We start from the raw sequence: 25,299 nt of genomic DNA on the forward strand, positions 1-25,299 counted from the left end.
GGCTAACAACGCGCGATGAGCGCATCAGCTGAAAATGGCCAGACCGTCGAAGGTACACGGCGCACACTCGCCACGCGCCTCAAGGCGGCAGGCCACGACGCCGCCGAGCTCGACGCGCGGCTATTGACCGGTGCCGCGCTGGGGCTCGATCTGACCGGCATGGTGACCGGTGCCAGGCGCATCGTGACGAAGCACGAAGCGGATCGCCTCGAAGACCTGGCGCGGCGCCGCCTCGCCGGCGAACCGGTCGCGCGCATTCTCGGCATCAAGGAGTTTTGGGGACTGCCGCTGCATCTGACGGCTGCGACGCTGGTGCCGCGCCCCGACACCGAGACCGTGGTCGAGCGCGCACTCGAACTGCTGCGGGCCGACGGTGCGGCCGGGCGCGCGTTGCGGATCGCCGATCTCGGGACCGGCTCCGGCGCGATCCTGCTGGCGCTGCTCTCGGAACTGCCCCAGGCGCATGGCTTCGCCACCGACATCTCGGCGGAGGCGCTGCAGACGGCGAGCCGAAACGCGGCCGAGCTCGGGCTTGGCCAGCGCGCGACATGGATCGCGTGCGACTATGGCAGCGCCCTGACCGGCGCGTTCGACCTGATCGTGTCCAATCCGCCCTACATCCCCTCGGCCGACATCGCCGGCCTCGACATCGAGGTGCGCGGGCATGATCCGCGCGCGGCGCTCGACGGCGGGGCCGACGGGCTCGACGCCTACCGCGCGCTGATTTCGCAATATGCGTGTCTTTTGACATCGGGTGGATTTCTGGTTGTGGAAGTCGGGCAAGGCCAGAGCGGCGACGTTGAAGCGCTGATGACGGCTTCGGGATTATCCCCAACGGGACCACCGAAAGCCGATCTCGGGGGCATCCCGAGGGCGGTTTCCGCCCGCCGGGTGCCCCGATAAAGTCCTATTGGAACGAAAAAAAACCTCTTGGAATATCCCCCGGGAACGACTACGTTCCGGCCACAACATCGGTGCTGGCCCCGTAACTGTTACGGGTGATGACCAGGGCTCAGCAGAGCCCGCCGATCGAAAGGTTCCAGGAACGCAGGTCTCATTGAGCGCAATAGCCGAAGCTGTGCCGCTCTCGACCGCCAAGCGAACGAAAGCCTGTTATTGCGCTTGAAGACTTACGCACGAGAGCTGGGCCTGTCTCAACGGGCGGAATGATTTGGTCGCTGGCGCGTTTGGCCGGCGGCGGTTGGGGAACGCGTCTTTGCTGAACGCGACTTTGCTGAACGTGATGGTCGGCAACATCGAAACCACTTCGAACGGCAGTGCGATTCCGTGTGCCTTGGCGCGCGCCGAATCGAACGCTGGACTGCAATAGCTTCAACACCGGACTGCAATAACTTCAGGGCTGGAATAAAAGGCGACAGATGAGAAACGGTCAGAACAACAAGCGGATGCGCAACCGGAATAACAACAACAATAACAACAACAATAATAATAACCGGCGCGGCCAGAATCCCCTGACACGGGTGTACGAATCGAACGGACCCGACATCAAGATCCGTGGCACGGCCTCCCACGTGGCCGAGAAATACGTCCAGCTTGCGCGGGATGCACGCTCCTCCGGCGATCCGGTGGCAGCCGAAAACTACTACCAGCACGCCGAGCACTACTACCGGATCATCGCGACCGCGCAGGAGCAGTTCCGGCAGAATCAGCAGCAGCCGCGTCCCGACGCCGAGGTGACGCAGACTGAAGACGGCGACGACGACAGCGACGGCTATTCGAGCTTCGGCCAGGAGCCGGGCTTCGTGCCGCAGCAGCAACAGCCCTTCGTGCGCGACAACGGCCAGCAGCCCTACCAGCAGCAACCGCGCGAGCATCGCGAGCGTGACCAGCAGCCGCGCGAGCAGCAGCCGCGTGAGCACCGCGAACGCGAGCATCGTCCGCAGCCGCAGTATCAGCCGCAACCGCAGATCCAGCCGCAGCCGGTGCTGGCCGATGCCGGCGGGGTCGATCGCCTGCCCTCGTTCATCACCGGCGGCGCGCAGCCGCAGGTCAACGGCGGCACCTATGAAGCCAACAATGGCGGCGCAGAACGCGGCGAACGCAGCGAGCGCTTTCCGCGCCGCCGCCGCCGTCCGCACGGCCCGCGCTCGGACATCGCGGCGCAGCCGGCGCCGAGCGACGACTTCAATCCAGGCAACGAGTAACGCAACTGTGCGGCCACCCTCCCCTGGAGGGGGAGGGTGCGTCTTCATCATTCCGCGTGACTGGATTTGCGCGTCGCCGTCGAGGACGGCACCAGCACCGGGCGCAATGACGGGATCAGCTGCGTGCGTTCGCGGCGCGCCGGGATCGCGCGATAGACCTGCTTGCTCGCTTCCACGATATGCACGCCGGCGAACGGCATCGACAGCGCTGCGCCGAGACGCTCCCACGCCATCGCCGAGCGCAAGAACCAGCTGCCCTGCACCGGCGGCATGAACAGCGCTTCGCCCCATGACGCCGGCGTGAACCAGGTCTGCCGCAACAGCTGGGTGATCTGCGCCCGCGAATAGGGCCGGCCGTGGCCGAACGGCGTGGCATCGGTGCGTGTCCAGACGCCGCGCCGGTTCGGGATGATCGCGATCAGCCGCCCCGACGGCGACAGCACCCGCCATACCTCGCGCAGCAGCCGCTCCGGATCGTCGGACATCTCCAACGCATGCACCAGCAGCACGCGGTCGACCGCGGCATCCGGCAGCGGCATCGAGAATTCGTCGATCAGGGTCGCCAGCGCCGGCCGGCCGGTCGGCCATTTCAGCACGCCCTGGGCCGCCGGCATGAAGGCGATGCAACGCTCGGAGGTATCACGGAACAGACCGAGATAGGGTGTCGGATAGCCGAGCCCGAGCACGCGCTGGCCTTCCGCGTTCGGCCACCGCGCACGGATGCCGCGGTTGATCAGCTGCCGCGCCACGATGCCGAGGCGCTGCGAATAGAAATCGCGGAGGTCGATCACGTCCATGGTCCCAGCCTAACATGCCCCCTGCAGCCGGGGAGCGCCGAAATTTGCGTTGCCGCCGGAGCGTTAACGCCATATTTCACCCCTATATTGGGCGCGGTAAGAGCATGATCCGGAAACGGCGACACCGGTTGTTCGAAAAGATCATGCTCTGAAATGTCCGTCCCGTTTGTTCGTGGAGATATCATGACCGCCGAAATTCGCACCTTCAGCTGCCTCACCGACAATTTCGGGTACCTGATCCACGATCCGGCCACCAAGGCGACGGCATCGATCGACGCGCCGGAAGCCGGCCCGATCATCGAGGCACTGGAGCGCGAAGGCTGGACACTGACCGACATCCTGATCACCCATCACCATGGCGACCATGTCGGCGGCGTCGCCGAGCTGAAGCAGAAATACGGCTGCCGCGTCGTCGCGCCGCACGACCAGTCGGCCAAGATCGCCAATGTCGATCTGCGCGCCGCCAATGCCGACGTCATCAAGGTCGGCAGCCTCTTGGCCCGTGTGGTTGAAACTCCCGGCCATACGCTGGACCATATCTCCTATGTGTTCGACGGCGAGAAGGCGGTATTCGCCGCCGACACGCTGTTCTCGATCGGATGCGGCCGGGTGTTCGAAGGCACCTATCCCATGATGTGGGATTCGCTTTTGAAGCTGCGTTCGCTGCCGGATGATTTCCGTCTCTATTGCGGCCATGAATACACCGCCTCCAACGTGAAGTTCGCGCTCACCATCGAGGGCGACAATCCGCATTTGCAGGCCCGCGCCGAAGAAGTGACGAAGCTGCGCGCCGAGGACAAGCCGACGATTCCCGTGCTGCTGGGTGACGAGAAGAAGGCCAACGTGTTCCTGCGCGCCGACGAGCCTTCGGTCGCAGCCAAGCTGCACATGAAGGGCGCCGACCCGGCGCTGGTGTTCGGCGAGCTCCGCGAGCGCAAGAACAAGTCGTGATGGCCGGACTTTCGGCTGCCGACATCATCGTGCGGCTTGAGCTCAAGCCGCATCCCGAAGGCGGGCATTACCGCGAGACGTTTCGCGACAAGCGCTGCGACGTCAGTGGACGCGCGCATTCGACCGCGATCTATTTCCTGCTCGCGCGCGGCGAGCGCTCGCACTGGCACCGCATCGACGCGGTGGAGATGTGGCACTATTACGCCGGCGCGCCGCTGACGCTGAAGATCGCGCAGGACGGCGCGCAGCCGCATGCCATCACGCTCGGACCTGACGTCGCGCAGGGCGAGCAGCCCCAGGCGATCGTGCCGGCGGGCGCCTGGCAGGCCGCGGAAAGCAGCGGCGACTGGACGCTGGTCGGCTGCACCGTCGCGCCGGGTTTCGAGTTTGCGAAATTCGAGCTCGCGCCGCAGGGCTGGGAGCCTGCCTAATTCGTCATTCCGGGGCGCGCGTAGCGCGAGCCCGGAATCCATAACCACGATCGGGATTATGGATTCCGGGCCTGCGCCAAGTGGCGCATCCCGGAATGACGAATCGAGAGTATCATCGCTTCAACACCATATCCTTCGCCGCGATGAGCCCGCCACCGGCGATCAGAATCGCGGCGATGGCGATGTTGGCGCTGGGCTTGGCAAAACCCGCGGCAATCAGGAACGCGGTCGAGAGCAGCGGCGTGGCGTAGGATGCCGCACCGAGCACGCGGATGTCGCCGCGCTTCATGCCGATGTCCCAGGCAAAGAACGCAGCGCCCACCGGGCCGATGCCGAGCGCGATCACCGCCAGCCATTGCAGCGGCGTCGCGGGCCACACCGTGGTCTCCACCAGCATGTGCACCAGCGCGGCAAGTATGGCTGTCGCGAGGCAGAAGCCCGCCACCGCATCTGTCGGCACCGCCTTGAGCCGGCGCGACATCACCGAATAGGCGGCCCAGACGAACGCCGCGACGAAGGCCGCCGCGAAGCCTGGAATCTGCGCTCTTGTGAAGGCGCCGGTGTTGCCGGCGAACAATAACACGGTGCCGGCAAGGCCAAGCAGCGCGCCGACGATGTGATGGATCGCCAGCCGCTCGCCCGGCAAGAGCGACGAGAACAGCACGATCAACAGCGGCCAGAGATAGTTGAGCAGGCCGGCCTCGGCCGGCGGCGCGAAACGCAGCGCGAGGAAATACAGCGCGTGATAGCCGAACAGGCCGCCGACGCCGACGAGCCAGGCAATCGGTGACTGCTTCAATGCGCCGAACGCCGCGGGACGCAACAGGAAGCTTGCGAACGCGACCGCGGCGCCGATCGCAAACGTCATCGCGGCGAGCTGAAACGCCGGGATCGCCCCGGTCGCGACCGTCATGACCGACAGCAGCGACCACATCAGGATGGCGGTCAGTCCGACAAGGGTGGCAGTTCGGGTCGTCATCTGAATTCAATCCGTCGCGGCCGGGCCGGCCACGTCTTGGCTTCGCGCCTCGCGGTTGTAACGACGAAAATGCCCGGCACAAGGCCGGGCATCACGACTTCGTTGATCGAGCGCCTGCGACGCGACGACGCTTCTCGCGTCAGGCGTGATACTGGCCGCCGTTGATGGTCAGCGTCGAGCCGGTGATGAAGCCGGCGTCGTCGGCCGCGAGGAAGACCACGGCGCGCGCGATCTCCTCGGGTTCGCCGAGCCGGTTGACCGGAATCTGCGGGATCACGTTCTTCTCGAGCACGTCCTTCGGCACGGCCTGCACCATCTCGGTGTTGATGTAGCCCGGGCAGATCACGTTGACGGTGATGCCGCCCTTGGCGTTCTCCAGCGCTAAGGCCTTGGTGAAGCCGATATCGCCGGCCTTCGCCGCCGAGTAGTTGACCTGGCCGAACTGGCCCTTCTGGCCGTTGATCGAGGAGATCGAGATGACGCGGCCGAACTTGCGGGCGCGCATGCCCTCGATCACCTGGCGCGTCATGTTGAACAGCGAGCCGAGGTTGGTGTTGATCACGGCATTCCACTGCTCCAGCGTCATCTTGTGGAATGCGGTGTCCTTGGTGATACCGGCATTGTTGACGAGCACGTCGACCGGGCCGAGATCGGCCTCGACCTGCTTCACGCCGGCCGCGCAGGCGTCGAACGACGCGACGTCCCACTTGTAGACCGGGATGCCGCTCTCCGCCTTGAACTTCTCCGCCGCGGTGTCATTGCCGGCGTAGCTCGCCGCCACCTTGTAGCCCGCCGCTTTCAGCGCCTTGCTGATCGCAGCTCCAATGCCCCGCGTTCCGCCCGTCACCAATGCAACACGTGCCATATCCGTCTCCTCCTTGGCCGTCTTTTATAACCGGATCACTCCGGTCCTCGCACTCACAACACCTCTAAACAAAAATGCCCGGCGCAAAGCCGGGCATCTTTTCTATCAGTTCGCGCCGTGGTTGACAGATGATCTTTTCATCACCTAACCGACCTCGCTGCCTTTTGTTCAGTCGCGTGCAACGCACATAGCGATGCCCATGCCGCCGCCGATGCAGAGCGTCGCGAGGCCCTTCTTGGCATCGCGCTTCTGCATTTCGTGCAGCAGCGTCACAAGGACGCGGGCGCCCGACGCGCCGACCGGATGGCCGATCGCAATCGCGCCGCCGTTGACGTTGACCTTGGCCGGATCCCAGCCGAGGTCCTTGTTGACGGCGCAGGCCTGCGCGGCGAACGCCTCGTTGGCCTCGATCAGGTCGAGGTCGGCGATGTTCCACCCGGCCCTCTTCAGCGCCGCGCGCGAGGCGGGGATCGGCCCGGTGCCCATGATCTTGGGGTCGACGCCGGCCTGGCCCCACGAGACGATGCGGGCGAGCACCTTCTTGCCCTGCTTGGCGGCTTCCTTGGCGGTCATCAGCACGACGGCGGCAGCGCCGTCATTGATGCCGGAGGCGTTGCCGGCGGTGACGGTGCCGTCCTTCTCGAAGGCGGCGCGGAGCTTGGCCATCGCATCGATGGTGGCGCCATGACGCGGATATTCGTCGGCGTCGACCACGATGTCGCCCTTGCGGGACTTGATGGTGACCGGGACGATCTCGTCCTTGAACCTGCCGGCCTTCTGCGCCGCCTCGGCCTTGTTCTGCGAACCGACCGCGAACTCGTCCTGCTGCGAGCGGGTGATCTGGTACTGCTTGGCGACGTTCTCGGCGGTGTTGCCCATGTGGTAGCCGTTGAAGGCATCCCACAGGCCGTCCTTGATCATGGTGTCGATCAGCTCGAGGCCGCCCATCTTGACGCCGCCGCGCAGATATTGCGCGTGCGGGGCCATGCTCATCGATTCCTGGCCGCCCGCGACCACGATCGAGGAATCGCCGTTGAGCAGCGCCTGGTAGCCGAGCGCCACCGTGCGCAGGCCCGAGCCGCAGAGCTGGTTGACGCCCCAGGCCGGGCTTTCCACCGGAATGCCGGCCGCGATCGAGGCCTGGCGAGCCGGGTTCTGGCCCTGCGCCGCAGTGAGGATCTGGCCCATGATGACTTCGGAGACCTGACCACCTTCGACGCCGGCACGCTCCAGCGCCGCCTTGATGGCGATCGCGCCGAGGTCGTGGGCCGGTGTGGTGGCGAACGCGCCGTTGAAGCTGCCGACGGGGGTGCGGGCGGCGCTGACGATGACGACATCGTCTGACATGGACATCTCCTATGGGTTGTAGCTGGGTTTCTCGACGGCGGGCGGCCGGTTTGGCGGGCCTGTCTCTTGACGGCCATCCTGTAAACCTCGTCGAGACATGTCAATCGAACTGTCACGCAAAACACGCCGCGACGCACTCAAAATGGCGCTCTTGGCACATTCCTGAGCAAATCCTATGCTTTGGAATTAACCGCAAAGCACAAAACGGTAGCCGAAGCGCTTTGAAAATGCTTACCTTTGCTGCGATGCGTTGCATTTAGCCCAGCGGCGATGCTGCCGGGTTCCAGGTCCTTCGGTGTTGAAGTGTGAGCCCATGGCAAAATCTGAACAACCGACCACGATCAAGAAATACGCGAACCGGCGGCTCTATAATACCGGTACGAGCACCTATGTGACGCTCGAGGATCTCGCAGCGATGGTGAAGGAAGGCGAGGATTTCCTCGTCTATGACGCCAAGACCGGCGACGACATCACCCGCTCCGTGCTCGCGCAAATCATCTTCGAGCAGGAAAACAAGGCCGGGCAGAACCTGCTGCCGACCACCTTCCTGCGCCAGCTGATCCGCTTCTATGGCGACAGCATGCAGATGGTGGTGCCGAAATATCTCGAGCAGTCGATCGATACGCTGACCCGGGAACAGGAGAAATTCCGCAAGCAGATCGCGGGCGCCCTGAGCGGGACGCCGTTTGCGCCCCTGGAAGAACAGGTCCGCCGCAACATGGAGCTGTTCCAGCAGACCTTCTCGATGTTCAAGCCGTTCGTACCGCAGCGCGGCGGCACTGAACCCGAGAAGGTGCCCGAGCCCGCGGCCGACGACGGCAACATCGACGACCTTCGCCGCCAGATGAAGGACATGCAGGAACGCCTCGAGCGCATGTCGCAGCCGGCGAAGAAGGACGAGTAGGTCTCGTCCAGATCTTCTTGCAGGCCCCCTTCTGGCCGATCGGCCGGACCGCCATCGCTTCGCGAATTGCTGACGGCGGCACTTTGGGCCGGCGTCAGGCGGCGCCGAACATGCTCTTGCGGACGATCGCGTGCACGCCCCAGTTGCCGTCGGCAACCTGCGTGACGCCGAAATCGACGCCGAGTGAGATCAGCGCCAATGCCTCGTCCTCGCTGAGGCGATAACTCTCCATCAGGAATTTGCGCGTCGCCCGAAACGCATTGCGCAGCGCGAGATCGACCGACGAACGCTGGTAGATTTCCGACTGCGCGTTGCGGCCGAGCTCGCGCAGATAATTGCCGTAGCTGAAGCCGTGCAGGATCCACGCCTCCGGCGTTTCCAAGAGCGGATGCGCAAGTCCCTCGACAAGCGGCTTGGTTTCCTTGCCGCTCTTGTGCACGACGAAGCGAAACTGGCCGGTGAGCGATAGTTCGAGCGCGGTGCCGTTGACCTCGCCGTCGCCTTGCGCGAAATGCGGATCGCCGATCGAGAACAATGCGCCGGGCACTGCGACCGGCAGATAGAGCGTGGTGCCCTTGGTGGCGCGCCAATTGTCGACATTGCCGCCGAAATAGCCGGGCGGAATTGAATCGATGATGTCGGATTCGCGCGGCGCCACCGCCATGAAACCGAAATGCAATCGCGCCGGAATCCGCACGCTGGCGAGCACACCAGGCTGCTTCTCGATGGTGGCGTGATCGACCGGCACGCCCGGATAATCCATCGTCTCGTGGCGCACGCCGAACGGATCGGTCTGCGGCGTCCAGCGATAGGAATAGACAGCCTCGGCCCACTCCGCGCGCGCATCCGTCTCGAAGATCGTGATGGTCTCGCGCTTGGCCGGCGACTCGATCAGATCGTTGTACTGAAAGCCCCACCAGGCCGCGGCATTGCTGCCGAACGACTTGCCGGCGAACGCCGGATTGGCCGAGGGCCGCGGCCAGATATCGAGGATCTGCACCTCGAGCACGTCGCCCGGCTCCGCGCCGCAGACATGGATCGGGCCGGTGCAGATATGCACGCCGAACCCTTCGCCGGCGCCACGGCCGAAGATCGAACCGTCCATCGGGCCCGCGCCCCGCCGTTCGACCGACTTGCCCTCGGCGGTCCAGTGAAACACGCTCTCCGCGTCAGGATCGCCCTTGATCATGCGCTCGTAGTCGTCGAAGGCGTGCTGGGTCAGCGTCTCGATCGTCACCAGCGCGCCCGACTGCACGCTCATGACCGGCGGAATGGCGCGGCTGAGATAGCCCCAATGCGCGGTCTCGCGAGACACCTTGAGATGGTGATGCGACGCGCCCCGCCCTTCTGGCGCAGCTGCGGGCGGCTCAACCGGCAGGGCCGGCTCTAGCCGCGCAACGGTTTCGGGCGTCATCGGGGTCGGCGCGAGCCGCAGCAGCGTTGCGGTGCCGCGCGCCAATCGCGGCCGGCCACGGGTCCGCTCGCTCTCCACATCACGCGGCACAGCCTTGCGGAAGTCGCGTGGCGAGGTGCCGTAGGTCGCGCTGAACATGCGGCTGAAATGCGCCTGATCGGTGAAGCCCCAGCGGTAGCTGATCTCGGCGATGCGCTGGTCGGCATAGTTCGGATCGATCAGATCGTTGCAGCAGCGCTCCAGCCGCCGCTCGCGCACATAAGCCGAGAATGTCGTGCTCTGCCGTTCGAACAGCCGTTGCAGATAGCGTTGCGACAGCCCTTCCTGGCGCGCGATGTCGGCGATGGTGAGACTTGCATTGCCGAGCTGCGCCTCGATCGCGGCATCGACCCGCCTTAAGTGACCGGACTGGACCTGTGTCATCGTCTCGGCGTCGAGCCGGGTCTCGCCGAGCAGTGCACCGGCGACGAGCTCAGTGATCGCGACCTCGGCGGTGGCGAGATCGGCCTTGTCCAGGATCGCGAAATTGCCGCCCAAGGTCCGCATCACCGGACGGGCGGACGCGGCGGCTATCGTCGCGCCGAGCACGGCCGGCAAACGCAGGCGATTATGGCCGAGCCGGCCGAGCAACCGCTCGCGCGGCAGTTCGAGCAGCACGATCTCGAAATCCTCGCGCAAGGTCATGCGCCAGGGCGATTGCAGGTCGCACACCGAAATGTCGTTGTCGGCGAACTCGCAATTGCGTTGACCGAACGCAATGCTGCCGCGGCCGTAAGCGTGGAAGATGATGGCAACCCGCGCCGGAAGTGCAGGCGACGCCGCATGACCATTGCAGATGATCTGCTGCTCGGTGGAACGCAGCAGCGCTAGCTGCCCGCCGCTCGTCGAGTGCTTCGCGGTCAACTCGCCGAACTGGAATTGGCCGGCCTCCGGCAATTCGCAATCGAGCTGCAATCCGGCCAGCGCCTCGCGCCAAGCCTCCCGCCGGTTTTGCCGCGGGATCGCATCGACCGAAACCCGATAGGTCGTCGCGACCATCACCCCTCCAGGCCGACGCTCCGCAACCTTCAAGTCACAGAGCCGTGAAGGCAGCGTGCACCGATTGCAGGGAGGCGGCAAGCATGTTGCAGCGGCACGGATTGCCCAGCCTGCGTGCAATGCACGGGCGCAGCCGCTCTCGCGCGGCGCGCGGTCTCCCGCGAACGCAGTGCAACTTGATCGAATGCGCCCAAATTCTTGACCGTAGCGGCCATGCCGCGATGCGAAGGCCGCCGCAGCGGACGCTCTGCACGCCTTTGCACATGCTTTCGCGTTGCGAGGAGCACAAGCGCGCCTACAAATTATTGGGCGCGCCCGGTCATGTCGGAGCAGCGCGGCGCCATGCACTCTCACCCGCACTTTGATCCAAGGGAAAGTAGAGGGAGAGCTCAGGATGTGCGCAGGTGACGACAAGAACTGCCCGGACTTCGAATTGCATCATCGCCAGTTCAAGGAGACGCTTGACCGGGAACGCCGTTCGTTCCTGCGCTCGAGCTTCGCGGCGGCGGGCGGCGCCGCGGCGATGACCGCCGGCGGCATCTCGCTGGTGACGCCGAAGATGGCGGCCGCTGCCGAGAAGCATCAGCCGGCGCAGCGCGCCTATCACCATTTGCCGGCCAACGCCGACACCGTGCATTGGGGCTATTTCAGCAAGACGCTGAAGCCGCGCGTCGAGATCAATTCCGGCGACTTCATCACGATCGAGGCGCTGACGCACCACGCCAATGACGATGCCGAGCGCATGGTGAAGGGCGATCCCGGCGTCGAGAGCGTGTATCTCTGGACCAAGGAGAAGAAGGGCGTGAACCGGCGCGGCGCCGGCCCGATGGATGCTTCGCTGTTCGGACGCGGTGCGGGCGAAGGCCTCGGCGTGCACATCTGCACCGGGCCGGTGTTCGTGCGCGGCGCCGAGGAAGGCGACGTGCTCGAGCTGCGCATCATCGACGTGGCGCCGCGGCCCTGCGCCAATGCGAAATATTCCGGCAAGGCGTTCGGCAGCAACGCCGCGGCGTCGTGGGGCTTCCACTACAAGGATCTGCTCACCGAGCCGAAGCCGCGCGAGGTCGTCACCATCTACGAGGTCGATGCCACAGGCGAACGCAACTGGGCGCGCGCCGTCTACAACTTCACCTGGACGCCGCAGACCGATCCGTCCGGCGTGGTGCACAAGACCATCGATTATCCCGGCGTGCCGGTCGATCATTCGACAGTCAAGGAGAACCACGGCATCCTGAAGAACGTGCGCATCCCGGTGCGTCCGCATTTCGGCGTGATCGGGCTCGCGCCCAAGGAGGCCGAGTTCGTCGATTCGATCCCGCCGAGCTACACCGGCGGCAACATCGACAATTGGCGGATCGGCAAGGGCGCCACGATGTACTATCCGGTCGCGGTCGAGGGCGGGCTGCTGTCGGTCGGCGATTCTCACGCCTCGCAGGGCGATTCCGAACTGTGCGGCACGGCGATCGAATGCTCGCTCAACGGCACCTTCCAGATCATCCTGCACAAGAAGGCGGACCTCGCCGGCACCGCGCTGGAAGCACTCGACTACCCGATGCTGGAGACCCAGGACGAATGGCTGGTGCACGGCTTCAGCTTCGCCAATTATCTCAGCGAGCTCGGCACCAGTGCGCAGACCGAGATCTACAAGAAATCGTCGGTCGACCTCGCGCTGCGCGACGCGTTCCGCAAGATGCGCAAGTTCCTGATGACGACGAAGAAGCTGACCGAGGACGAAGCGATCTCGCTGATCTCGCTCGGCGTCGATTTCGGGGTCACCCAGGTGGTCGACGGCAATTGGGGCGTCCACGCAGTGATCCGCAAGGACATCTTCGCCGGCGGCGACAGCTGACGAAGTGAAATTCTGGAGCGCGGTGATCCGCCGATCATCGCGCTTCAGCCCGCGGCGGGAACGGCCTTCTCCGTCGGCGCGTTCCACGGCCGGTCCGGCGAGGCGAGGCCGATCAGGCGGCCCTGGATGAAGTCGCAGCCCCATTCGCGCAGCATCACGGCGGCTTCCTCGTCCTGCACCCATTCGGCGACGGTCTTGATTTCAAGACGACGCGCGAGATCGATCAGCGTCTGCACGAAGGCGCGATCGTCGGCCGAACGAACGATGTTCTGCACGAAGGCGCCGTCGATTTTGACAATATCGACGCCGAGCTTGCGCAGATTGCGGAACGAGGTGTAGCCGGCGCCGAAATCGTCGATCGCGATCCGGCTGCCGAAATTCTTCAGCCGCGTGACGAAGCCGCGGACGTCGTCGATATCCTGGATCGCAACCGTCTCGGTGATCTCGACGATCAGCCGCTCGCCGACGCCGGGATGCGCGCGCATCAGCGATTCGATGGTGGCCCACCAGTCCGGATCCATCGTGGTGTCGGGCGAGATGTTGAGGCTGAGCTGCACGCTCGGCGCGGCAGCGAGCTCGGCGATCGCAAGCTCGAGCACGCGATGATCGACCATCCGGATCAGGCCGAGCCGCTCGGCAACCGGCACGATATCGGGCGCGAGCAGCGCGCGGCCGTCATCCTGCTCCATGCGGACCAGGCACTCGTAGAACGAAGGCTGCCGCGAGCGCGCATCGACCACCGGCTCGAAACCGATCACGATGCGGCGCTCGTTCAGCGCGGTGACGATCTCGTCGGTGACGCGGATGTTGACGCGGCGCTGGGCATCGCGCTCGACATTCGGCTTCCACAGCGCGAACGATCCGGCGCGGCGGCTCTTGGCGGCGTCCAGCGTCTCCTGGGCGCGATTGACCGCCTCCTCCGACGACTTCGCATGGCGCGGGATGGTGACGGCGCCGATCGAGACCGTTACCGACACCGGGCCGGACCTGGTCGGCACCACCTCGTCGCGCACCGCGGCGAGGAAGCGCTCGGCGGCGACGTTGGTGTCGTCGACGGTGCAGTTGCGCAGGATCAGCCCGAACTTGTTGCCGGAGAAGCGACCGAGCATGTCGCCACTGCGCAGCCGGGCCCGAATCCGTTTCGCCACCTCGGCGATGACGGCGTCCGCGACATCGAAGCCGAAGGCATCGTTGACCCGCGCCAGATGATCGATGCCGATCAGCATGAAGGCACAGGAGGTGCGGAAGCGCGCGCACTCCTCGATGGTCTCGGCGAGCGAGGCGATCAGATGGGTGCGGTTGAGCTCGTTGGTCAGCGGGTCGTGCCGCGACAGCTTCACGAGTTGCTCGTCGCGGGCATGCCGCTCATTGTTGACGCGGACGACGCCCTGCACGCGCGCCGGCCTGCCGTCGGCGCCGGCAAACCAGCAGCCGGTCTCCTCGATCCAGATCACCGGCGCCGAGGTGACGGCCCGCACGCCATATTCGATTCGGTAGGGCACGCCCTCGCCGCCCCGCACCGTTCCAGTCTGGCCGAGTGCATCTGATCGAACCGAGCGCATGGGCTCGATCAGCTTTGCGAGTTCGGTGCCGCTGGCCAGCGCTGTGACGGGGATGTCCGGGAACACCGTCGCCACATTGTCGCTCCAGGCAATCGCATCGCTCGCCAGGTCCCAGGCGAAAGTCGCTTGGCCGAGCGAGGCGAGGATGCTGGCAGCTGGTGGGACAGGGAGCATCGAATATGTCTCGATTTGGGACGGCACCCGGTGATTCTATTACACTCTCAAGATAGTGGTTCCGGCGAATCCAACGCTAGGAGAACTTGATAAATAATCTGGAAACCACGTTTTCGACTGCCGCGGAACGAACTGGGGATGGCGGGCATGACCCTTGCCATGAGGGTATTGCAGAGGGACGCAACGTCCCAAACTATGACGTTCCAACGGGTCGCAGGCGATGCTCGATATCGATCAATCAGAGGTCCAATCAGAGATCTTGGACGGCGAGTTCACCGATACTCCCGACGCGACCGGCACGGCTCTGGTGCCGCTGGCCGCGACCACGCATTGGGCGCCCAAGATCCCGCTGGCGCATGCCGATCCGTCGTTTGTGGCCCATCTGATCGCCACCGCCGCCCATGAGCCGCAAACCTGCGTGCTGCGGCGTGGGTCATTGGCCGACGCGCAGAGCGCCTACGGCCCGCATGTCGACGAACGCCGCAGCGTCGCGCGGCGCACCAGGCAAATCATCTAGCCCATCATCTTGGGGATCAGCGGGCCTTGACGGGCCGGTTGCCGTGGCTGTCCTGCGGCACGCCGCGGCGCAACGACATGTGGGAATGGATGCCGAGCCAGCGCCCGTCGGCCTGACACGCGAGAATGATCGTCGCCCGCCCCGGCCGATCGAAGCGGCTGCCGTCCGCATGGAAGCCGCTGCTCGTCCATGGCGTGATCACCGTCGCCATGCCGCCGTCGGCGCTGATCAGCACCTCCGTATGCGCGAGATCGAAGGCGAAATCCGCGGTGCGGGGCCAGACATTGTCCCATTGCATCTCAGTCCAGCGCTCGCGGCCGTGGATCAGTTCCTGATAGGTGCCGAACGAGATGATGTCCGAATGCCAGAACGGACGGGCGGCCGCATAATCGACCGCCCTGACGCAGGCGGCGAACCGTTCGAGCCAATCAAAGATCGATCGAGTGGTCGTCGAATCGGCGATCGGAAGGGCCGTTTCTCCGCTCATGATCGTGCTCGATAACGCTCTACCGTTGCGGCGTGCCTGGCGATGGCTGGCCGCCGGGCTGCAAATCCGGCGAGGTGACGGTGGGCTTGGGCGCGGACTGATCGAGCAACACGGACTCCGCAACTGAAGTCGCTGGCGGAACCGGCGCGGCGGGGGCCGGTGTAACGACGGGTGCAGGCTCGGGCCGCGGCGGCGCAGGCTCCACCGCAGGCGCGGGCCGCGGCGTCTCGACCGCTGCGGGCTGCGACTTGCCGACCGGCGCAGGCACCGCGGGAGCGACCAGCGCACGGCGGCGGGTGCGCAGCGCAATTCCGGAAATGAAATCGACCAGCGCCAGCAGCGTGAGCAGGCAATAGGTCGAGTTGCCGAACTTCGGCCAGAGCACGAATTCGGCGGCGGCCGCGCCGAACACGATCAGCGACAGCAGATGGTCGGTGAGATATTTCGCGCCGGGGCGCGCGCCCTTGATGACCTCGAGCAGCAACAGCAGCACGCCGGCGGCGAGCAGCATGTCACTGAGCGTGATCTGCCATTGTTCGCCCGACAGCAATGTCAGCCTGATCAGCGGGTCCGTGAAGGACACGCCGGGCATCAGGAAGGCGATGATGTTGTAGACCGCGAGCGGAACGAGCAGCAGCGGAAAACCGACCATCGGGCTTGCGCCTTATTCAGGGAGAACCAGCAATGCGGCGATGCTCATTGGCCTCGCCGCCGACGCGCCCGTGTTGACCGCACTCGTTGGCCGAATTCAGGCGCAGCGCGATCTTGATTGGAGGATGATATTTCCGGAAAACCGCTAAGCACTTTTCCGGATCATGCTCCCGCCAGCGGCGCGACAGCCGAAGGTCCGATCAGGACTCTTTCTTGGCCTTCAGGACCTGGCGGCCCTTGTACATGCCGGTCTTCAGGTCGAGGTGGTGCGGACGGCGCAGCTCGCCGGAGTCCTTGTCCTCGACATAGGTCGGGGTCTTGATCGCATCGGCCGAGCGGCGCATGCCACGGCGCGACGGCGAGGTTTTTCTTCTGGGAACGGCCATGACGGTGTCCTCTAGGGTGTTGCGGAGGCATCGTCCGAAATGCGGACGGGCTCAGCGCTTCGAAGCGCAAGCTGCGATGCCGGTAAGGCCGCGCTTATAGAGGAAGGGACCGCGTAAATCTAGGCCCGGAGACAGCAAAATCCGCCCGAAATCGCGCTCAGGAGCCGCGATTTTCGCGCCAGCAGCGGGTCACCGAGTTGGCCCGGACCATGTAGGTGCCGGACAGCCTGCGGACCCCCGGACCCGGGTTCCGGGCGCTCCTTTTGACCGGATTCGGCAGGATCGCCGCCAAAAGCGCCGCCTCCCGGGGTGACAGCTCTGCCGCCGGCCGGCCAAAGGCATATTGGGCACCGGCCTCGGCGCCAAACTGCCCGGATGGCCCCATTTCGGCGATGTTGAGGTAGATTTCCAGAATTCGCTGCTTGGGCAGTACGAAATCGATCCAGAGCGCCAGCGGCAGCTCCAATCCCTTGCGGATCATGCTGCGGCCGGGCCACAGGAACAGGTTCTTGGCTACCTGCTGGGTGATGGTCGAGCCGCCGCGCGCCGCCTCGCCGTCCCCGGCGTCATCGATCACCTCGCGCAGCGCCCCCCAATCGATGCCCCGGTGCTTGCAGAAATGGGCGTCCTCCGAGCCGACCACGGACCGCGGCAGGTAAGGCGACATGGCGCCGAAATCGATCCAATGCCGTGTGACCGGGGCCCCTCGCAGGGTCCGCCACGCCATCAGGGCCGAAACTGGCTGACCGGTGCGGTAGAACGGCGTCACCAGATAGGGCAGCAACACCAGGGCCAGCAAAAGCAGCAATAAAATCCGGACAATGCGCAAAGCTGGGGTTTCCGGGGAGGACCTTTCCAGGGAGGATTTGGGAGCCTTCAGCCAGAACACGGCCGGCGCTATCAGACGTCAATGGGATAATTCACGGTTTTTCCAGCACTTTTAAGGCGCAATCCGTCGCAGGGCGGGAATTGACGAAGCCGATCCCATCAACGATTGTCCGGCCGAAAATCGATCTGGAGCAATTCTTAATGACGACCGGTACTGCAGAGTTTTCCAAGCGGCTGGACCAGACCGCGGAGGATACCGAAGCCCTGCTCGCCAAACTGCTGTCCGATGCGGCCGAAAGCGACGAGATCGTGCGCCCGAAGCGGCTGATCGAGGCCATGCGCTATTCGAGCCTCGGCGGCGGCAAGCGGTTGCGGCCGTTCCTTGCGGTCGAGAGCGCCGCGGTGTTCGGCATCCCGCGCGAATCCGCCCTGCTGGTGGGCGCCGCGCTTGAATGCATCCACTGCTACTCGCTGATTCATGACGATCTGCCGGCGATGGACAATTCCGATCTGCGCCGCGGCCGCCCGACCCTGCACAAGGCCTATGACGACGCCACCGCGATCCTCGCCGGCGACGCGCTGCTGACGATTGCCTTCGACATCATCACCCGCGATGCGATCCACAAGGACGCCCAGGTGCGCCTGCTGTTGACCCGCGCGCTGGCGCGCGCCTCCGGCGTCGGCGGCATGGCCGGCGGCCAGATCCTCGACCTCGCCGGCGAAGGCCGGTTCGGCGACCGCGAGCCGGTCGACGTCGCGCGCGTGCAGCAGATGAAGACCGGCGCGCTGCTCCGCTTCGGCTGCATCGCCGGCGCGATCCTCGGCCAGTCCTCGCAGAAGGAATACCAGGCGCTCGACGATTACGGCAAAGCGCTCGGCGAAGCCTTCCAGATCGCCGACGACCTGCTCGACGTAGAGGGCGACGCCGCCGCACTCGGCAAGCCGGCCGGCGCCGACGCCGTGCTCGGCAAGACCACCTTCGTCACCCAGCTCGGCATCGACGGCGCCAAGCAGCGCGTGCGCGACCTCCTGGCCCGCGCCGACGCCGCGCTGTCGGTATTCGGCGATCGGGGCGACGTGCTGCGCGCGGCCGCCCGCTTCGTCGCTGAGCGCAAGAATTAGCGGAAAGCAAAACGCGAAATGAACAAGGAGTTCGACGATCGCCTTGTTCGTTTCCGCAAGCTGCCGATGCCGGTCCGCGTGGTGGTGGGCCGGCCGCGCACCTTCGTTTCGATCGCGGTCGGCATCGCCGTCGCGCTGCTGATCCCCGGCTCGATGCGCCTCGTGACGCGCATGCTCGCCGGCTGGGACGCTTTCGCCGCGCTCTATCTCGTGCTCGCCTATGTGATGATGCTGCGCTGTGGCGTCGCCCACATCAAGCGCAGCGCCATCTTGCAGGACGACGGCCGTTTCCTGATCCTGCTGCTGACCGCGTTCGGCGCACTGGCGAGCCTCTTGGCCATCGTATTCGAACTCGGCGCATCCAAGGGCAGCGCGGCGGGGCTGGCGGTGGCGATCGTCACCATCACGCTGTCATGGACGGCGGTCCACACCGCGTTCGCGCTGCACTACGCCCACGAGTTCTACCGCGGCAAGACGCCTGGCGGATTGCAATTTCCAAGCGGCGACGAACATACCGACGCCGACTACTGGGATTTCGTCTATTTCTCGTTCGTGATCGGCATGACCGCGCAGGTCTCCGACGTCGGCATCACCGACAAGATCATCCGCCGCACCGCGACCGTGCACGGCATCATCTCGTTCGTGTTCAACACAGCGCTGCTGGCCCTGATGGTGAATATCGCCGCGAGTGCGATCTAGCTGCTGAGAGCTAGTTGCAGACCTCGACATTGCCGCCGGGGCCGCCGGGGCCGCCGCCGCCGCGGTACTCGAGATGGCAGCCGCGCCTGACCGGACGGCACAGATAGGCATCGCACATGATCTGACCGCTGCCGCCGCCTTCCGCCCTTGCGCGCTTCTGCGGCCGCGGAATTTCCGCTGATGGGACCTGCGGCTCGCGCTGCGGGTGGAAGGCGCGTTCGCGGTCACGGCGTTGCTTTGTGAGCCGCCTCACGATCCGCGATGGCGTGGACCATGCCGTCCTGACTGTTAGTCGACGAAACAGACCGCCGGTTCGGATTTGGCTGGTCGGGAGATTTCGTGCACGATCGAGCCAACAAGAACAGAAGCACGGAGGACATGATGCAGGGCACAAGCGCGGCGGTTCCACCCGCCAGGGCCGGCAAGGTCCGCAGCATGGCCAGAAACCTCCTTGCCGTCGCGCTGCTGGCCGGCTGCGCCGCGGGCTGCGGCCTGGTCGACGCCGTGTTCGACGGCTTCAAGCACGCCAAGGCCGTGGAGAACGATCTGGTTGCGATGGTCGGGGTCAAACCGGCGGTCGCGTTCAACTGGCACAATGGCCGGCTCACGTCGGTCACCGTCACCTTCCCCAGCCTGATGCAGGACAAGCCGTTGCATGAACTCGCCGACGCCGCGCGCACCGCGGTCGGCAAGGAATTCAAGCAGCGCGCCGACGACGTCGTGCTCGCCTTCTCGCTGGGGCCGTCCGAGACATCAGCGGCACAAGTGGACCCAACTCAGGGCAAGAACCTGCCTTGAGCGGATTTATTCCCCGCTTTGCGTCACATGCTCCTGATATTGCGGCAGGCCGTCCAGTATCTCGTACCACGGTGCCTTGGAGCCGACGAAGATATGCGCGGTCGGCCGGATCGTGGGCGCATCGCGCAGCGTACCCATCGTGACATGGATATAGGCGCCGTTACGGACCTGCGAATAGAGCAGCGACCCGCAGCGGCCGCAATGCGCGTCGTGGGTGAGCTCATCGCCGTAGATCAAAAGACCATCGGCACCGCTGGTGACGGTGAATTTCTCGCGCACGATGCCTGCGAACGGCTTGAACGCCGAACCCGTGGTACGCCGGCAATTCGAGCAGTGACAATTCAGCGCATAGCCAAACGCGTCGGCCACTTCGTAGCGCACGTCGCGGCAAAAGCATTCGCCGGTCAGGATAGTTTCGTTCGAATTTGCAGATGCGGTCACGACTCGCTCCTCACGCGGAATTTTATCGCCGGCCATGGCGCAATCCGGCGGTTCATGGCTAAATCCTAGAGCCCTTTCCGTTTCGATTGAATCGGAACTGGGGCTCTAGATTCTAGTTTTGACGCGTTTTCTTCACGCGAACCGATATCCACTTCGCTCGAAAACGCTCTAGTTGTTCAAATCCCGCCGGGAGGACTAACCAATGAGCCAAGAACGATCCAGCGTCGAAAGCGTCGTGCAGACCTATTTCGACGGCCTCTACGAGAGCAATGCCGACAAGCTCGCGACGGCCTTTCATCCCAGTGCCGACCTGCGCTGGGTGGACAGGGGCGAGCTGAAGGTCCTCAGCGTGCCGGACTGGCTCGCTCTGGTGCGCAAGCGGCCGTCGGCGAAGGCCGAAGGCAAGCCGCGCGAGGACTTCATCGTCACCATCGACCGCTCCGACGACAACACCGCCTTCATCAAGGTGCGTTGCCAGCTGCCGCCGCGCTATTTCACCGACTACCTCGTCGCAATGAAGCTCGCCGACGGCTGGCAGATTGTCTCGAAGTCCTACCGCTACGATCAGCGGGACTGACCGGGCGGCCCCACCGCATCCCTGCGACGGCTTTGTGACACGCCCCGACGGTCCGGCTCCGGCCGGACCGCATTGACTGGCGCTGGTTTCCGGGTGAATTGAGCCCATTATGGAAGCCAAATTTCAGATCTTTCTCACGCTGCTCGGCGTGCTGGCGGGAACCGCGCTGGTTGCACGGCGGACCGACATCGCGCCGGCGATCCTGCTCCTGCTGGTCGGCATCGTGCTCGCCTTCGTGCCGGGCATGCCGTCGCTGGAACTGCCGCCCGAGCTCGTGCTCCTGGTGGTGCTGCCGCCGCTGATCTATTCGGCGAGCGTCGCGATGAGCTGGCGCGAGTTCAAGGCCAATCTGCGGCCGATCATCCTGCTCTCTGTCGGCTGCGTGATCTTCACCGCCTTCATGGTCGCGGCCGCGACCCACTATCTGATCGGGCTGCCCTGGAGCACCGGCTTCCTGCTAGGGGCGATCGTCGCGCCGCCGGACGTGGTCGCGCCGCTCGCGATCGCGCGCAAGCTCGGCATGCCCCGCCGCATCCTTGTCGTGCTCGAGGGCGAGGGGCTCGCCAATGACGCGACCGCGCTGATCCTCTACCGCTTCGCGCTCGCCGCCATCACCACCGGACTGTTCTCGCTGCCGAAGGCGACCGGCACGTTCTTCGTCATCGTTGCCGGCGAGATCGCGTTCGGCACGGCGGTCGGCTGGCTCAGCCTGCGCGCCCGCCGCCGCGCCCGGGATCCGCAGGTCGAGATCACGCTGTCGCTGATCACGCCCTACCTCGCCTACTGGATCCCCGAGCATTTCGGCGGCAGCGGCGTGATCGCAACCGTCGCCTGCGGCCTCTATATGAGCTGGAACGGACCGCTGCTGATCTCGGCCGCGACGCGCCTGCAGGGCATCTTCTTCTGGGACTTGATCATCTATCTGATCGAGGGCCTGCTGTTCCTCTTGACCGGCTTCCAGATGCGCTCGCTGTACGAGAAGTCGAAGGCGTTTCCGCTATACGACATCCTGACCGCCACCGCGCTGGTCGCCGTCATCGTGATCGTCGCGCGCTTCCTCTGGGTGTTTCCCGGCACCTATCTGCCGCGCTTGATCAGCGCCCGCGTGCGCGAGCGCGATCCGCTGCCGTCGTGGCGGGCGGTGTTCGTGGTCGCCTTCACCGGCGTGCGCGGCGCGGTGTCGCTCGCTGCAGCACTTGCGCTGCCGCTGACATTGCCTGGCGGCGAGGCCTTCCCGTATCGCGACCTGATCCTGTTCGTCGCCTTCGGCGTGATCTTCGTGACGCTGGTCGGGCTCGGCCTCGGATTGCCGCCGGTGGTGCGCCTGCTCGGCCTCGCCAAGGACGGGCGCAGCGAGCACATCGCCGAGCACGAGCAGGAAATCGAGGCGCGGCGCGAGGCGCTGAACGCCGCGCTGAAATCGCTCGACGCCATCACCGATGACCGCGAGCTCTCCGACGAGGTGATCAAGCTGCTGCGCTCGCGCCATGAGATCCGCATCAACCAGCTGCCTGATACGCTCGATCCCGACAAGCACGACGTCTCCGCCGCCGGCACCGCGCTGACGCGGGAGCTGATCTCGTCCGAGCGCAAGTTCATCCACATGCTGCTGCGCGACGGCAAGATCACCGACGAGACCAGGCGGCGCATCGAGCGCGATCTGGATCTGGAAGAGGCGAGCCTCTCCAACCGGGAGTATCGCAGGATTCCGTTGTAAGTTTACGTCGTCCCGGCCTTCGCCGGGACGACAGATCATTCCGCCGCGGCGTTCTGGCCGGGACCGCCGACGAAGCCCGCGGGATCGCCGAACCGTTCGACCATGACGGCCGCGAGGTCCTTGGTCTTGCTGGTGACGCAGGCGCCGGAGCGCACGGTGTAGCGATCCTGATGCCTGGCGTGCGGCGGCGCCTCGCCCTTTTGCAGGGCGCGGGCCGCCTCCAGCACCAGCTTGCGGAAATGCATGATGCCGAGATCGGTCGGGCCGAGATGCTCGCGGGTGCGGTCGGCGATCGGGCCCTAGCTGTCCTGCACCGCGGCGTCCTGCTCGGAGACGCCCTTGATCCCGGTGTAGCTCTTGGTCCGCTGCAATTTGCGATCGATCAGATAGTCGTTCGCCTTGTTGCGCAGCGGCACGTAGTTCTCGTCGACGACCGCCATCACGCCGTTGCCATTGGCGTAGCCGTCGCATTCGGCGTCGGTCAGCGGGCGGTCGGGATTCCACGCATAGGTGTAGATCCAGCAACTGGTGTCGGTCACCGGCACGAAGGTCTGGCCGAACATGTTCTCGCCCGGCATCGAGCTCGGCGCATAGCTGTGGAACGGCATCAGGAACTGGGCGATGCGCCAGTAGATGTTGTCGCTGCCGGTGAGCCGTCCGCCCGCGACCGTGAGCCCCGCCTCATGCGGATTGATCTTGATGACGGGGCGCGGATCCTCGGCGATCCAACTCATGTGGTCGGTCGCGACCCGCGTCAGCGGGTTGACGAAATGCTTCTTGATGTCGAGGATTTCGTTCTCCTCCTTGTCGAAGGAGAGATGCGCGAAGGTGAAATGCGCGGTGTCGATCGAACCTTCCACCGCCTGCACCCAATTGCAGTCCTGCCACTTCTTGGTGACGAAGCGATGCGAGGCCGGCAGCAGCGCCATCTCCAGCGCCGGCAATTCGGGCATCTGCTCGACGGGGCCCATATACGCCCAGATCATCTCGCCCCATTCGCGCACCGGGTAGGACTTGATGCGGATCAGGTCCTTGGCGTTGAGGTCCGGATAGGAGGTCGGCATGTCGACGCAGCGGCCGTCGGTGTCGAACTTCCAGCCATGATAGACGCAGCGGATGCCGCATTCCTCGTTGCGGCCGAGCCAGAGATTGGCGCCGCGGTGCGGGCAATACTGATCGATGACGCCGACCACGCCCCTAGTGTCGCGGAAGGCCAGCAGCTCCTCGCCCATGACAACGATCTTCTTCGGGTCGCTGTCGGGCTCCGGCAGCTCTTCCGACAGCAGCACCGGAATCCAGAACCGGCGCAGCAATTCGCCCATTCCCGTTCCGGCACCCGATTCGGTGAGGAATTTGTTGTCTTCGGCGCGGAGCATGGGTGGTCTCCCGAATTATTTTTGTTTCAGTCCGTAGGATGAGTAGGGCGAAGCAAAATCCATCCCACGCAATTCCTTTACACCGGCCGCTCGCCCTTCACCGTCACGCGAGTGCCGGAGCGGGTGTGCGGCCAGTAATCCCACATCGCGCGGTGCTGGGCGCAGCGATTGTCCCAGAACGCGATCGCGTTTTCCGACCAGCGGAAGCGGCACTGGAACAGCGGGTTCTCCGCATGCTGGTAGAGATAGGCCAGCATGGCATCGCTCTCGTCGCGCGGGATGCCGACGATGAAGCGGGTGAAGCCGCGATTGACGTAGAGCGACTTTTTCCCGGTCACCGGATGGGTGCGGACGATGGGATGTTCGGCCCGGGGATATTCCCGTTTGTCGGCGACGCCATAATTGGCGTACAGCCCACGATAGGTCTGCTCGCCGTCATGCAGCGCGGTCAGCCCGTCGAGATAGGCCTTCATGCGGTCCGACAGCGCCTCATAGGCCGCGTACATGTTGGCGAACAGCGTGTCGCCGCCGCGCGGCGGGCACTGCTTGATATAGAGGATCGAGCCCATCGGCGGCTCGAGATCGCAGGACACGTCGGTGTGCCAGCCTTCGCCATTGGCACGTGGGCTATCCTTGTCGGCATAGATCTTCATCAGCGCCGGATCGCCTTCGTTGGGCGCGGCCGGGTGCACGTGCAGCTCGCCGAACTTACGGCCGAAGGCGAGGTGCTGATCAGGGCTGATGTGCTGATCACGGAAGAAGATGACGAGGTTTTCGGCAAGCGCGCGATGGATCTCGTCCATCTGGCGGTTGGAGCGCGCATCGTCGCCAACCAGCCTGCCGATATCGACGCCGGAGATTTCCGCACCGATGATCGGCGTCAGCTTCTCGACGCCAATGGTCTCATAGGGCTCGGATTGGTCGGCGAGGTGGCGGTAGCGCGGACCCTGCTTGCCGGACAGCGAGCTCATGGGCGTTCTCCCGATGGTTCTTGATTGGGAGCATGGTAGCGCGCATCAACGGAAGCGCAATCTGCGCCGCAAACATATCTGTCGTCCCGGACAAGCGCAGCGAAGCGGAGCGCAGATCCGGGACCCATAACCACAGGATTGGGTTTTTGCGAAGGCTGGTAATCCGCATCTCACGCCATAACCACGTCTTGTGGTTATGGGTCCCGGCCTTCGCCGGGACGACGATTGAGTGTGGATCGCGCGCGGAGTGAAA

Annotated in this window: 25 protein-coding genes and 1 pseudogene; 12 read left to right on the forward strand and 14 right to left on the reverse strand. The window is 64.9% G+C overall.

All coding sequences use genetic code 11. The features are described 5' to 3' along the window. The first annotated feature begins 15 nt into the window (after positions 1-15). Both prmC and ACVIGA_RS19655 read left to right on the forward strand, forming a co-directional pair. The gene (gene prmC / locus ACVIGA_RS19650; RefSeq protein ID WP_456667634.1) at positions 16-903 is read left to right on the forward strand and encodes a peptide chain release factor N(5)-glutamine methyltransferase; all 888 of its coding nucleotides are present in this window, start codon (positions 16-18) and stop codon (positions 901-903) included. Positions 904-1,379: 476 nt separating this feature from the next. Next, on the forward strand, positions 1,380-2,165 hold the full coding sequence (locus tag ACVIGA_RS19655; RefSeq protein WP_456667635.1) for a DUF4167 domain-containing protein: 786 nt from the start codon (positions 1,380-1,382) through the stop codon (positions 2,163-2,165). Positions 2,166-2,212: 47 nt separating this feature from the next. Here the strand turns inward: ACVIGA_RS19655 and ACVIGA_RS19660 are convergent, their stop codons facing one another. Next, complete coding sequence (locus ACVIGA_RS19660) at positions 2,213-2,962, reverse strand: class I SAM-dependent methyltransferase (protein ID WP_223972039.1); 750 nt, start codon at positions 2,960-2,962, stop codon at positions 2,213-2,215. 183 nt (positions 2,963-3,145) lie between these two features. Between ACVIGA_RS19660 and gloB the strand changes: the two genes are divergently transcribed. Both gloB and ACVIGA_RS19670 read left to right on the forward strand, forming a co-directional pair. After that, entirely contained in the window at positions 3,146-3,913 is a 768-nt protein-coding gene (gloB, locus tag ACVIGA_RS19665; RefSeq protein ID WP_456667636.1) for a hydroxyacylglutathione hydrolase, read from the forward strand. Next, on the forward strand, positions 3,913-4,344 hold the full coding sequence (locus tag ACVIGA_RS19670) for a cupin domain-containing protein (protein WP_456667637.1): 432 nt from the start codon (positions 3,913-3,915) through the stop codon (positions 4,342-4,344). The genes gloB and ACVIGA_RS19670 overlap by 1 nt, the downstream gene beginning before the upstream one ends. 112 nt (positions 4,345-4,456) lie before the next feature. On the opposite strand, the gene yddG is transcribed toward ACVIGA_RS19670, so the two are convergent. The 3 genes from yddG to ACVIGA_RS19685 all read right to left on the reverse strand — a co-directional run bounded on the left by yddG (position 4,457) and on the right by ACVIGA_RS19685 (position 7,535). Further along, a complete protein-coding gene (gene yddG / locus ACVIGA_RS19675; RefSeq protein ID WP_456667638.1) occupies positions 4,457-5,323 on the reverse strand; it encodes an aromatic amino acid exporter YddG in 867 nt (288 codons plus the stop codon). Between the two features lie 139 nt (positions 5,324-5,462). Then, on the reverse strand, positions 5,463-6,188 hold the full coding sequence (gene phbB, locus ACVIGA_RS19680; RefSeq protein WP_456667639.1) for an acetoacetyl-CoA reductase: 726 nt from the start codon (positions 6,186-6,188) through the stop codon (positions 5,463-5,465). 168 nt (positions 6,189-6,356) lie between these two features. Then, entirely contained in the window at positions 6,357-7,535 is a 1,179-nt protein-coding gene (locus ACVIGA_RS19685) for an acetyl-CoA C-acetyltransferase (protein ID WP_223972027.1), read from the reverse strand. A 313-nt stretch (positions 7,536-7,848) separates the two neighbouring features. Between ACVIGA_RS19685 and phaR the strand changes: the two genes are divergently transcribed. After that, complete coding sequence (gene phaR, locus ACVIGA_RS19690; protein ID WP_375777595.1) at positions 7,849-8,439, forward strand: polyhydroxyalkanoate synthesis repressor PhaR; 591 nt, start codon at positions 7,849-7,851, stop codon at positions 8,437-8,439. A 94-nt stretch (positions 8,440-8,533) separates the two neighbouring features. On the opposite strand, the gene ACVIGA_RS19695 is transcribed toward phaR, so the two are convergent. Then, a complete protein-coding gene (locus tag ACVIGA_RS19695) occupies positions 8,534-10,891 on the reverse strand; it encodes an acetamidase/formamidase family protein (RefSeq protein WP_456667640.1) in 2,358 nt (785 codons plus the stop codon). A 394-nt stretch (positions 10,892-11,285) separates the two neighbouring features. Between ACVIGA_RS19695 and ACVIGA_RS19700 the strand changes: the two genes are divergently transcribed. Beyond that, entirely contained in the window at positions 11,286-12,740 is a 1,455-nt protein-coding gene (locus ACVIGA_RS19700; protein ID WP_456667641.1) for an acetamidase/formamidase family protein, read from the forward strand. Between the two features lie 44 nt (positions 12,741-12,784). Here ACVIGA_RS19700 and ACVIGA_RS19705 read toward each other — a convergent pair whose 3' ends face one another. Continuing rightward, positions 12,785-14,476 (reverse strand): putative bifunctional diguanylate cyclase/phosphodiesterase, encoded by a 1,692-nt coding sequence (locus tag ACVIGA_RS19705; RefSeq protein ID WP_456667642.1) that lies wholly within the window; start codon positions 14,474-14,476, stop codon positions 12,785-12,787. A gap of 259 nt (positions 14,477-14,735) precedes the next feature. On the opposite strand from ACVIGA_RS19705, the gene ACVIGA_RS19710 reads away from it, so the two are divergent. After that, positions 14,736-14,993 (forward strand): hypothetical protein, encoded by a 258-nt coding sequence (locus ACVIGA_RS19710; RefSeq protein ID WP_456667643.1) that lies wholly within the window; start codon positions 14,736-14,738, stop codon positions 14,991-14,993. 16 nt (positions 14,994-15,009) lie between these two features. On the opposite strand, the gene ACVIGA_RS19715 is transcribed toward ACVIGA_RS19710, so the two are convergent. The 4 genes from ACVIGA_RS19715 to mtgA all read right to left on the reverse strand — a co-directional run bounded on the left by ACVIGA_RS19715 (position 15,010) and on the right by mtgA (position 17,346). Then, positions 15,010-15,480 carry a YybH family protein gene (locus ACVIGA_RS19715; RefSeq protein ID WP_456667644.1) on the reverse strand — a complete coding sequence of 157 codons (471 nt, stop codon included), beginning with the start codon at positions 15,478-15,480 and terminating at the stop codon, positions 15,010-15,012. Positions 15,481-15,499: 19 nt separating this feature from the next. Further along, complete coding sequence (locus ACVIGA_RS19720; RefSeq protein ID WP_456667645.1) at positions 15,500-16,132, reverse strand: hypothetical protein; 633 nt, start codon at positions 16,130-16,132, stop codon at positions 15,500-15,502. A gap of 199 nt (positions 16,133-16,331) precedes the next feature. Continuing rightward, entirely contained in the window at positions 16,332-16,517 is a 186-nt protein-coding gene (gene rpmF, locus ACVIGA_RS19725; protein ID WP_021077536.1) for a 50S ribosomal protein L32, read from the reverse strand. A gap of 157 nt (positions 16,518-16,674) precedes the next feature. Then, on the reverse strand, positions 16,675-17,346 hold the full coding sequence (mtgA, locus tag ACVIGA_RS19730) for a monofunctional biosynthetic peptidoglycan transglycosylase (protein ID WP_456670844.1): 672 nt from the start codon (positions 17,344-17,346) through the stop codon (positions 16,675-16,677). A gap of 200 nt (positions 17,347-17,546) precedes the next feature. On the opposite strand from mtgA, the gene ACVIGA_RS19735 reads away from it, so the two are divergent. Both ACVIGA_RS19735 and ACVIGA_RS19740 read left to right on the forward strand, forming a co-directional pair. After that, positions 17,547-18,467, forward strand: coding sequence for a polyprenyl synthetase family protein (locus ACVIGA_RS19735; protein WP_375777602.1), 921 nt, complete (start codon positions 17,547-17,549; stop codon positions 18,465-18,467). A gap of 18 nt (positions 18,468-18,485) precedes the next feature. Then, complete coding sequence (locus ACVIGA_RS19740) at positions 18,486-19,166, forward strand: DUF1345 domain-containing protein (RefSeq protein ID WP_456667646.1); 681 nt, start codon at positions 18,486-18,488, stop codon at positions 19,164-19,166. 10 nt (positions 19,167-19,176) lie between these two features. Here the strand turns inward: ACVIGA_RS19740 and ACVIGA_RS19745 are convergent, their stop codons facing one another. After that, positions 19,177-19,419 (reverse strand): hypothetical protein, encoded by a 243-nt coding sequence (locus tag ACVIGA_RS19745; protein ID WP_456667647.1) that lies wholly within the window; start codon positions 19,417-19,419, stop codon positions 19,177-19,179. A gap of 128 nt (positions 19,420-19,547) precedes the next feature. Between ACVIGA_RS19745 and ACVIGA_RS19750 the strand changes: the two genes are divergently transcribed. Next, the gene (locus ACVIGA_RS19750; protein ID WP_456667648.1) at positions 19,548-19,964 is read left to right on the forward strand and encodes a hypothetical protein; all 417 of its coding nucleotides are present in this window, start codon (positions 19,548-19,550) and stop codon (positions 19,962-19,964) included. Between the two features lie 6 nt (positions 19,965-19,970). On the opposite strand, the gene ACVIGA_RS19755 is transcribed toward ACVIGA_RS19750, so the two are convergent. Further along, positions 19,971-20,405: a GFA family protein gene (locus ACVIGA_RS19755; RefSeq protein ID WP_456667649.1), complete on the reverse strand. Its 435-nt coding sequence runs from the start codon at positions 20,403-20,405 to the stop codon at positions 19,971-19,973. A gap of 202 nt (positions 20,406-20,607) precedes the next feature. On the opposite strand from ACVIGA_RS19755, the gene ACVIGA_RS19760 reads away from it, so the two are divergent. Next, positions 20,608-20,982: a nuclear transport factor 2 family protein gene (locus ACVIGA_RS19760; protein WP_223971999.1), complete on the forward strand. Its 375-nt coding sequence runs from the start codon at positions 20,608-20,610 to the stop codon at positions 20,980-20,982. 109 nt (positions 20,983-21,091) lie between these two features. After that, positions 21,092-22,699 carry a Na+/H+ antiporter gene (locus ACVIGA_RS19765; RefSeq protein ID WP_456667650.1) on the forward strand — a complete coding sequence of 536 codons (1,608 nt, stop codon included), beginning with the start codon at positions 21,092-21,094 and terminating at the stop codon, positions 22,697-22,699. 35 nt (positions 22,700-22,734) lie between these two features. On the opposite strand, the pseudogene ACVIGA_RS19770 reads toward ACVIGA_RS19765, so the two are convergent. Next, positions 22,735-24,075, reverse strand: a pseudogene (locus tag ACVIGA_RS19770) (Rieske 2Fe-2S domain-containing protein). A 77-nt stretch (positions 24,076-24,152) separates the two neighbouring features. After that, a complete protein-coding gene (locus ACVIGA_RS19775; protein ID WP_456667651.1) occupies positions 24,153-25,046 on the reverse strand; it encodes a TauD/TfdA dioxygenase family protein in 894 nt (297 codons plus the stop codon). Positions 25,047-25,299 lie beyond the last annotated feature (253 nt).

The organism is Bradyrhizobium sp. USDA 3240 (assembly GCF_054063295.1).

Coding starts and splice junctions, on each gene's coding strand:
- ACVIGA_RS19700 (WP_456667641.1), top strand. CDS start 11,286: ATGTGCGCAGGTGACGACAAGAACTGCCCGGACTTCGAATTGCATCAT.
- ACVIGA_RS19720 (WP_456667645.1), bottom strand. CDS start 16,132: ATGGTCGGTTTTCCGCTGCTGCTCGTTCCGCTCGCGGTCTACAACATC.
- phbB (WP_456667639.1), bottom strand. CDS start 6,188: ATGGCACGTGTTGCATTGGTGACGGGCGGAACGCGGGGCATTGGAGCT.
- ACVIGA_RS19695 (WP_456667640.1), bottom strand. CDS start 10,891: ATGGTCGCGACGACCTATCGGGTTTCGGTCGATGCGATCCCGCGGCAA.
- ACVIGA_RS19685 (WP_223972027.1), bottom strand. CDS start 7,535: ATGTCAGACGATGTCGTCATCGTCAGCGCCGCCCGCACCCCCGTCGGC.
- ACVIGA_RS19740 (WP_456667646.1), top strand. CDS start 18,486: ATGAACAAGGAGTTCGACGATCGCCTTGTTCGTTTCCGCAAGCTGCCG.
- ACVIGA_RS19735 (WP_375777602.1), top strand. CDS start 17,547: ATGACGACCGGTACTGCAGAGTTTTCCAAGCGGCTGGACCAGACCGCG.
- ACVIGA_RS19670 (WP_456667637.1), top strand. CDS start 3,913: ATGGCCGGACTTTCGGCTGCCGACATCATCGTGCGGCTTGAGCTCAAG.
- ACVIGA_RS19760 (WP_223971999.1), top strand. CDS start 20,608: ATGAGCCAAGAACGATCCAGCGTCGAAAGCGTCGTGCAGACCTATTTC.
- ACVIGA_RS19655 (WP_456667635.1), top strand. CDS start 1,380: ATGAGAAACGGTCAGAACAACAAGCGGATGCGCAACCGGAATAACAAC.
- phaR (WP_375777595.1), top strand. CDS start 7,849: ATGGCAAAATCTGAACAACCGACCACGATCAAGAAATACGCGAACCGG.
- ACVIGA_RS19750 (WP_456667648.1), top strand. CDS start 19,548: ATGCAGGGCACAAGCGCGGCGGTTCCACCCGCCAGGGCCGGCAAGGTC.
- gloB (WP_456667636.1), top strand. CDS start 3,146: ATGACCGCCGAAATTCGCACCTTCAGCTGCCTCACCGACAATTTCGGG.
- ACVIGA_RS19775 (WP_456667651.1), bottom strand. CDS start 25,046: ATGAGCTCGCTGTCCGGCAAGCAGGGTCCGCGCTACCGCCACCTCGCC.
- ACVIGA_RS19660 (WP_223972039.1), bottom strand. CDS start 2,962: ATGGACGTGATCGACCTCCGCGATTTCTATTCGCAGCGCCTCGGCATC.
- ACVIGA_RS19715 (WP_456667644.1), bottom strand. CDS start 15,480: ATGAGCGGAGAAACGGCCCTTCCGATCGCCGATTCGACGACCACTCGA.
- yddG (WP_456667638.1), bottom strand. CDS start 5,323: ATGACGACCCGAACTGCCACCCTTGTCGGACTGACCGCCATCCTGATG.
- prmC (WP_456667634.1), top strand. CDS start 16: ATGAGCGCATCAGCTGAAAATGGCCAGACCGTCGAAGGTACACGGCGC.
- ACVIGA_RS19705 (WP_456667642.1), bottom strand. CDS start 14,476: ATGCTCCCTGTCCCACCAGCTGCCAGCATCCTCGCCTCGCTCGGCCAA.
- ACVIGA_RS19765 (WP_456667650.1), top strand. CDS start 21,092: ATGGAAGCCAAATTTCAGATCTTTCTCACGCTGCTCGGCGTGCTGGCG.
- rpmF (WP_021077536.1), bottom strand. CDS start 16,517: ATGGCCGTTCCCAGAAGAAAAACCTCGCCGTCGCGCCGTGGCATGCGC.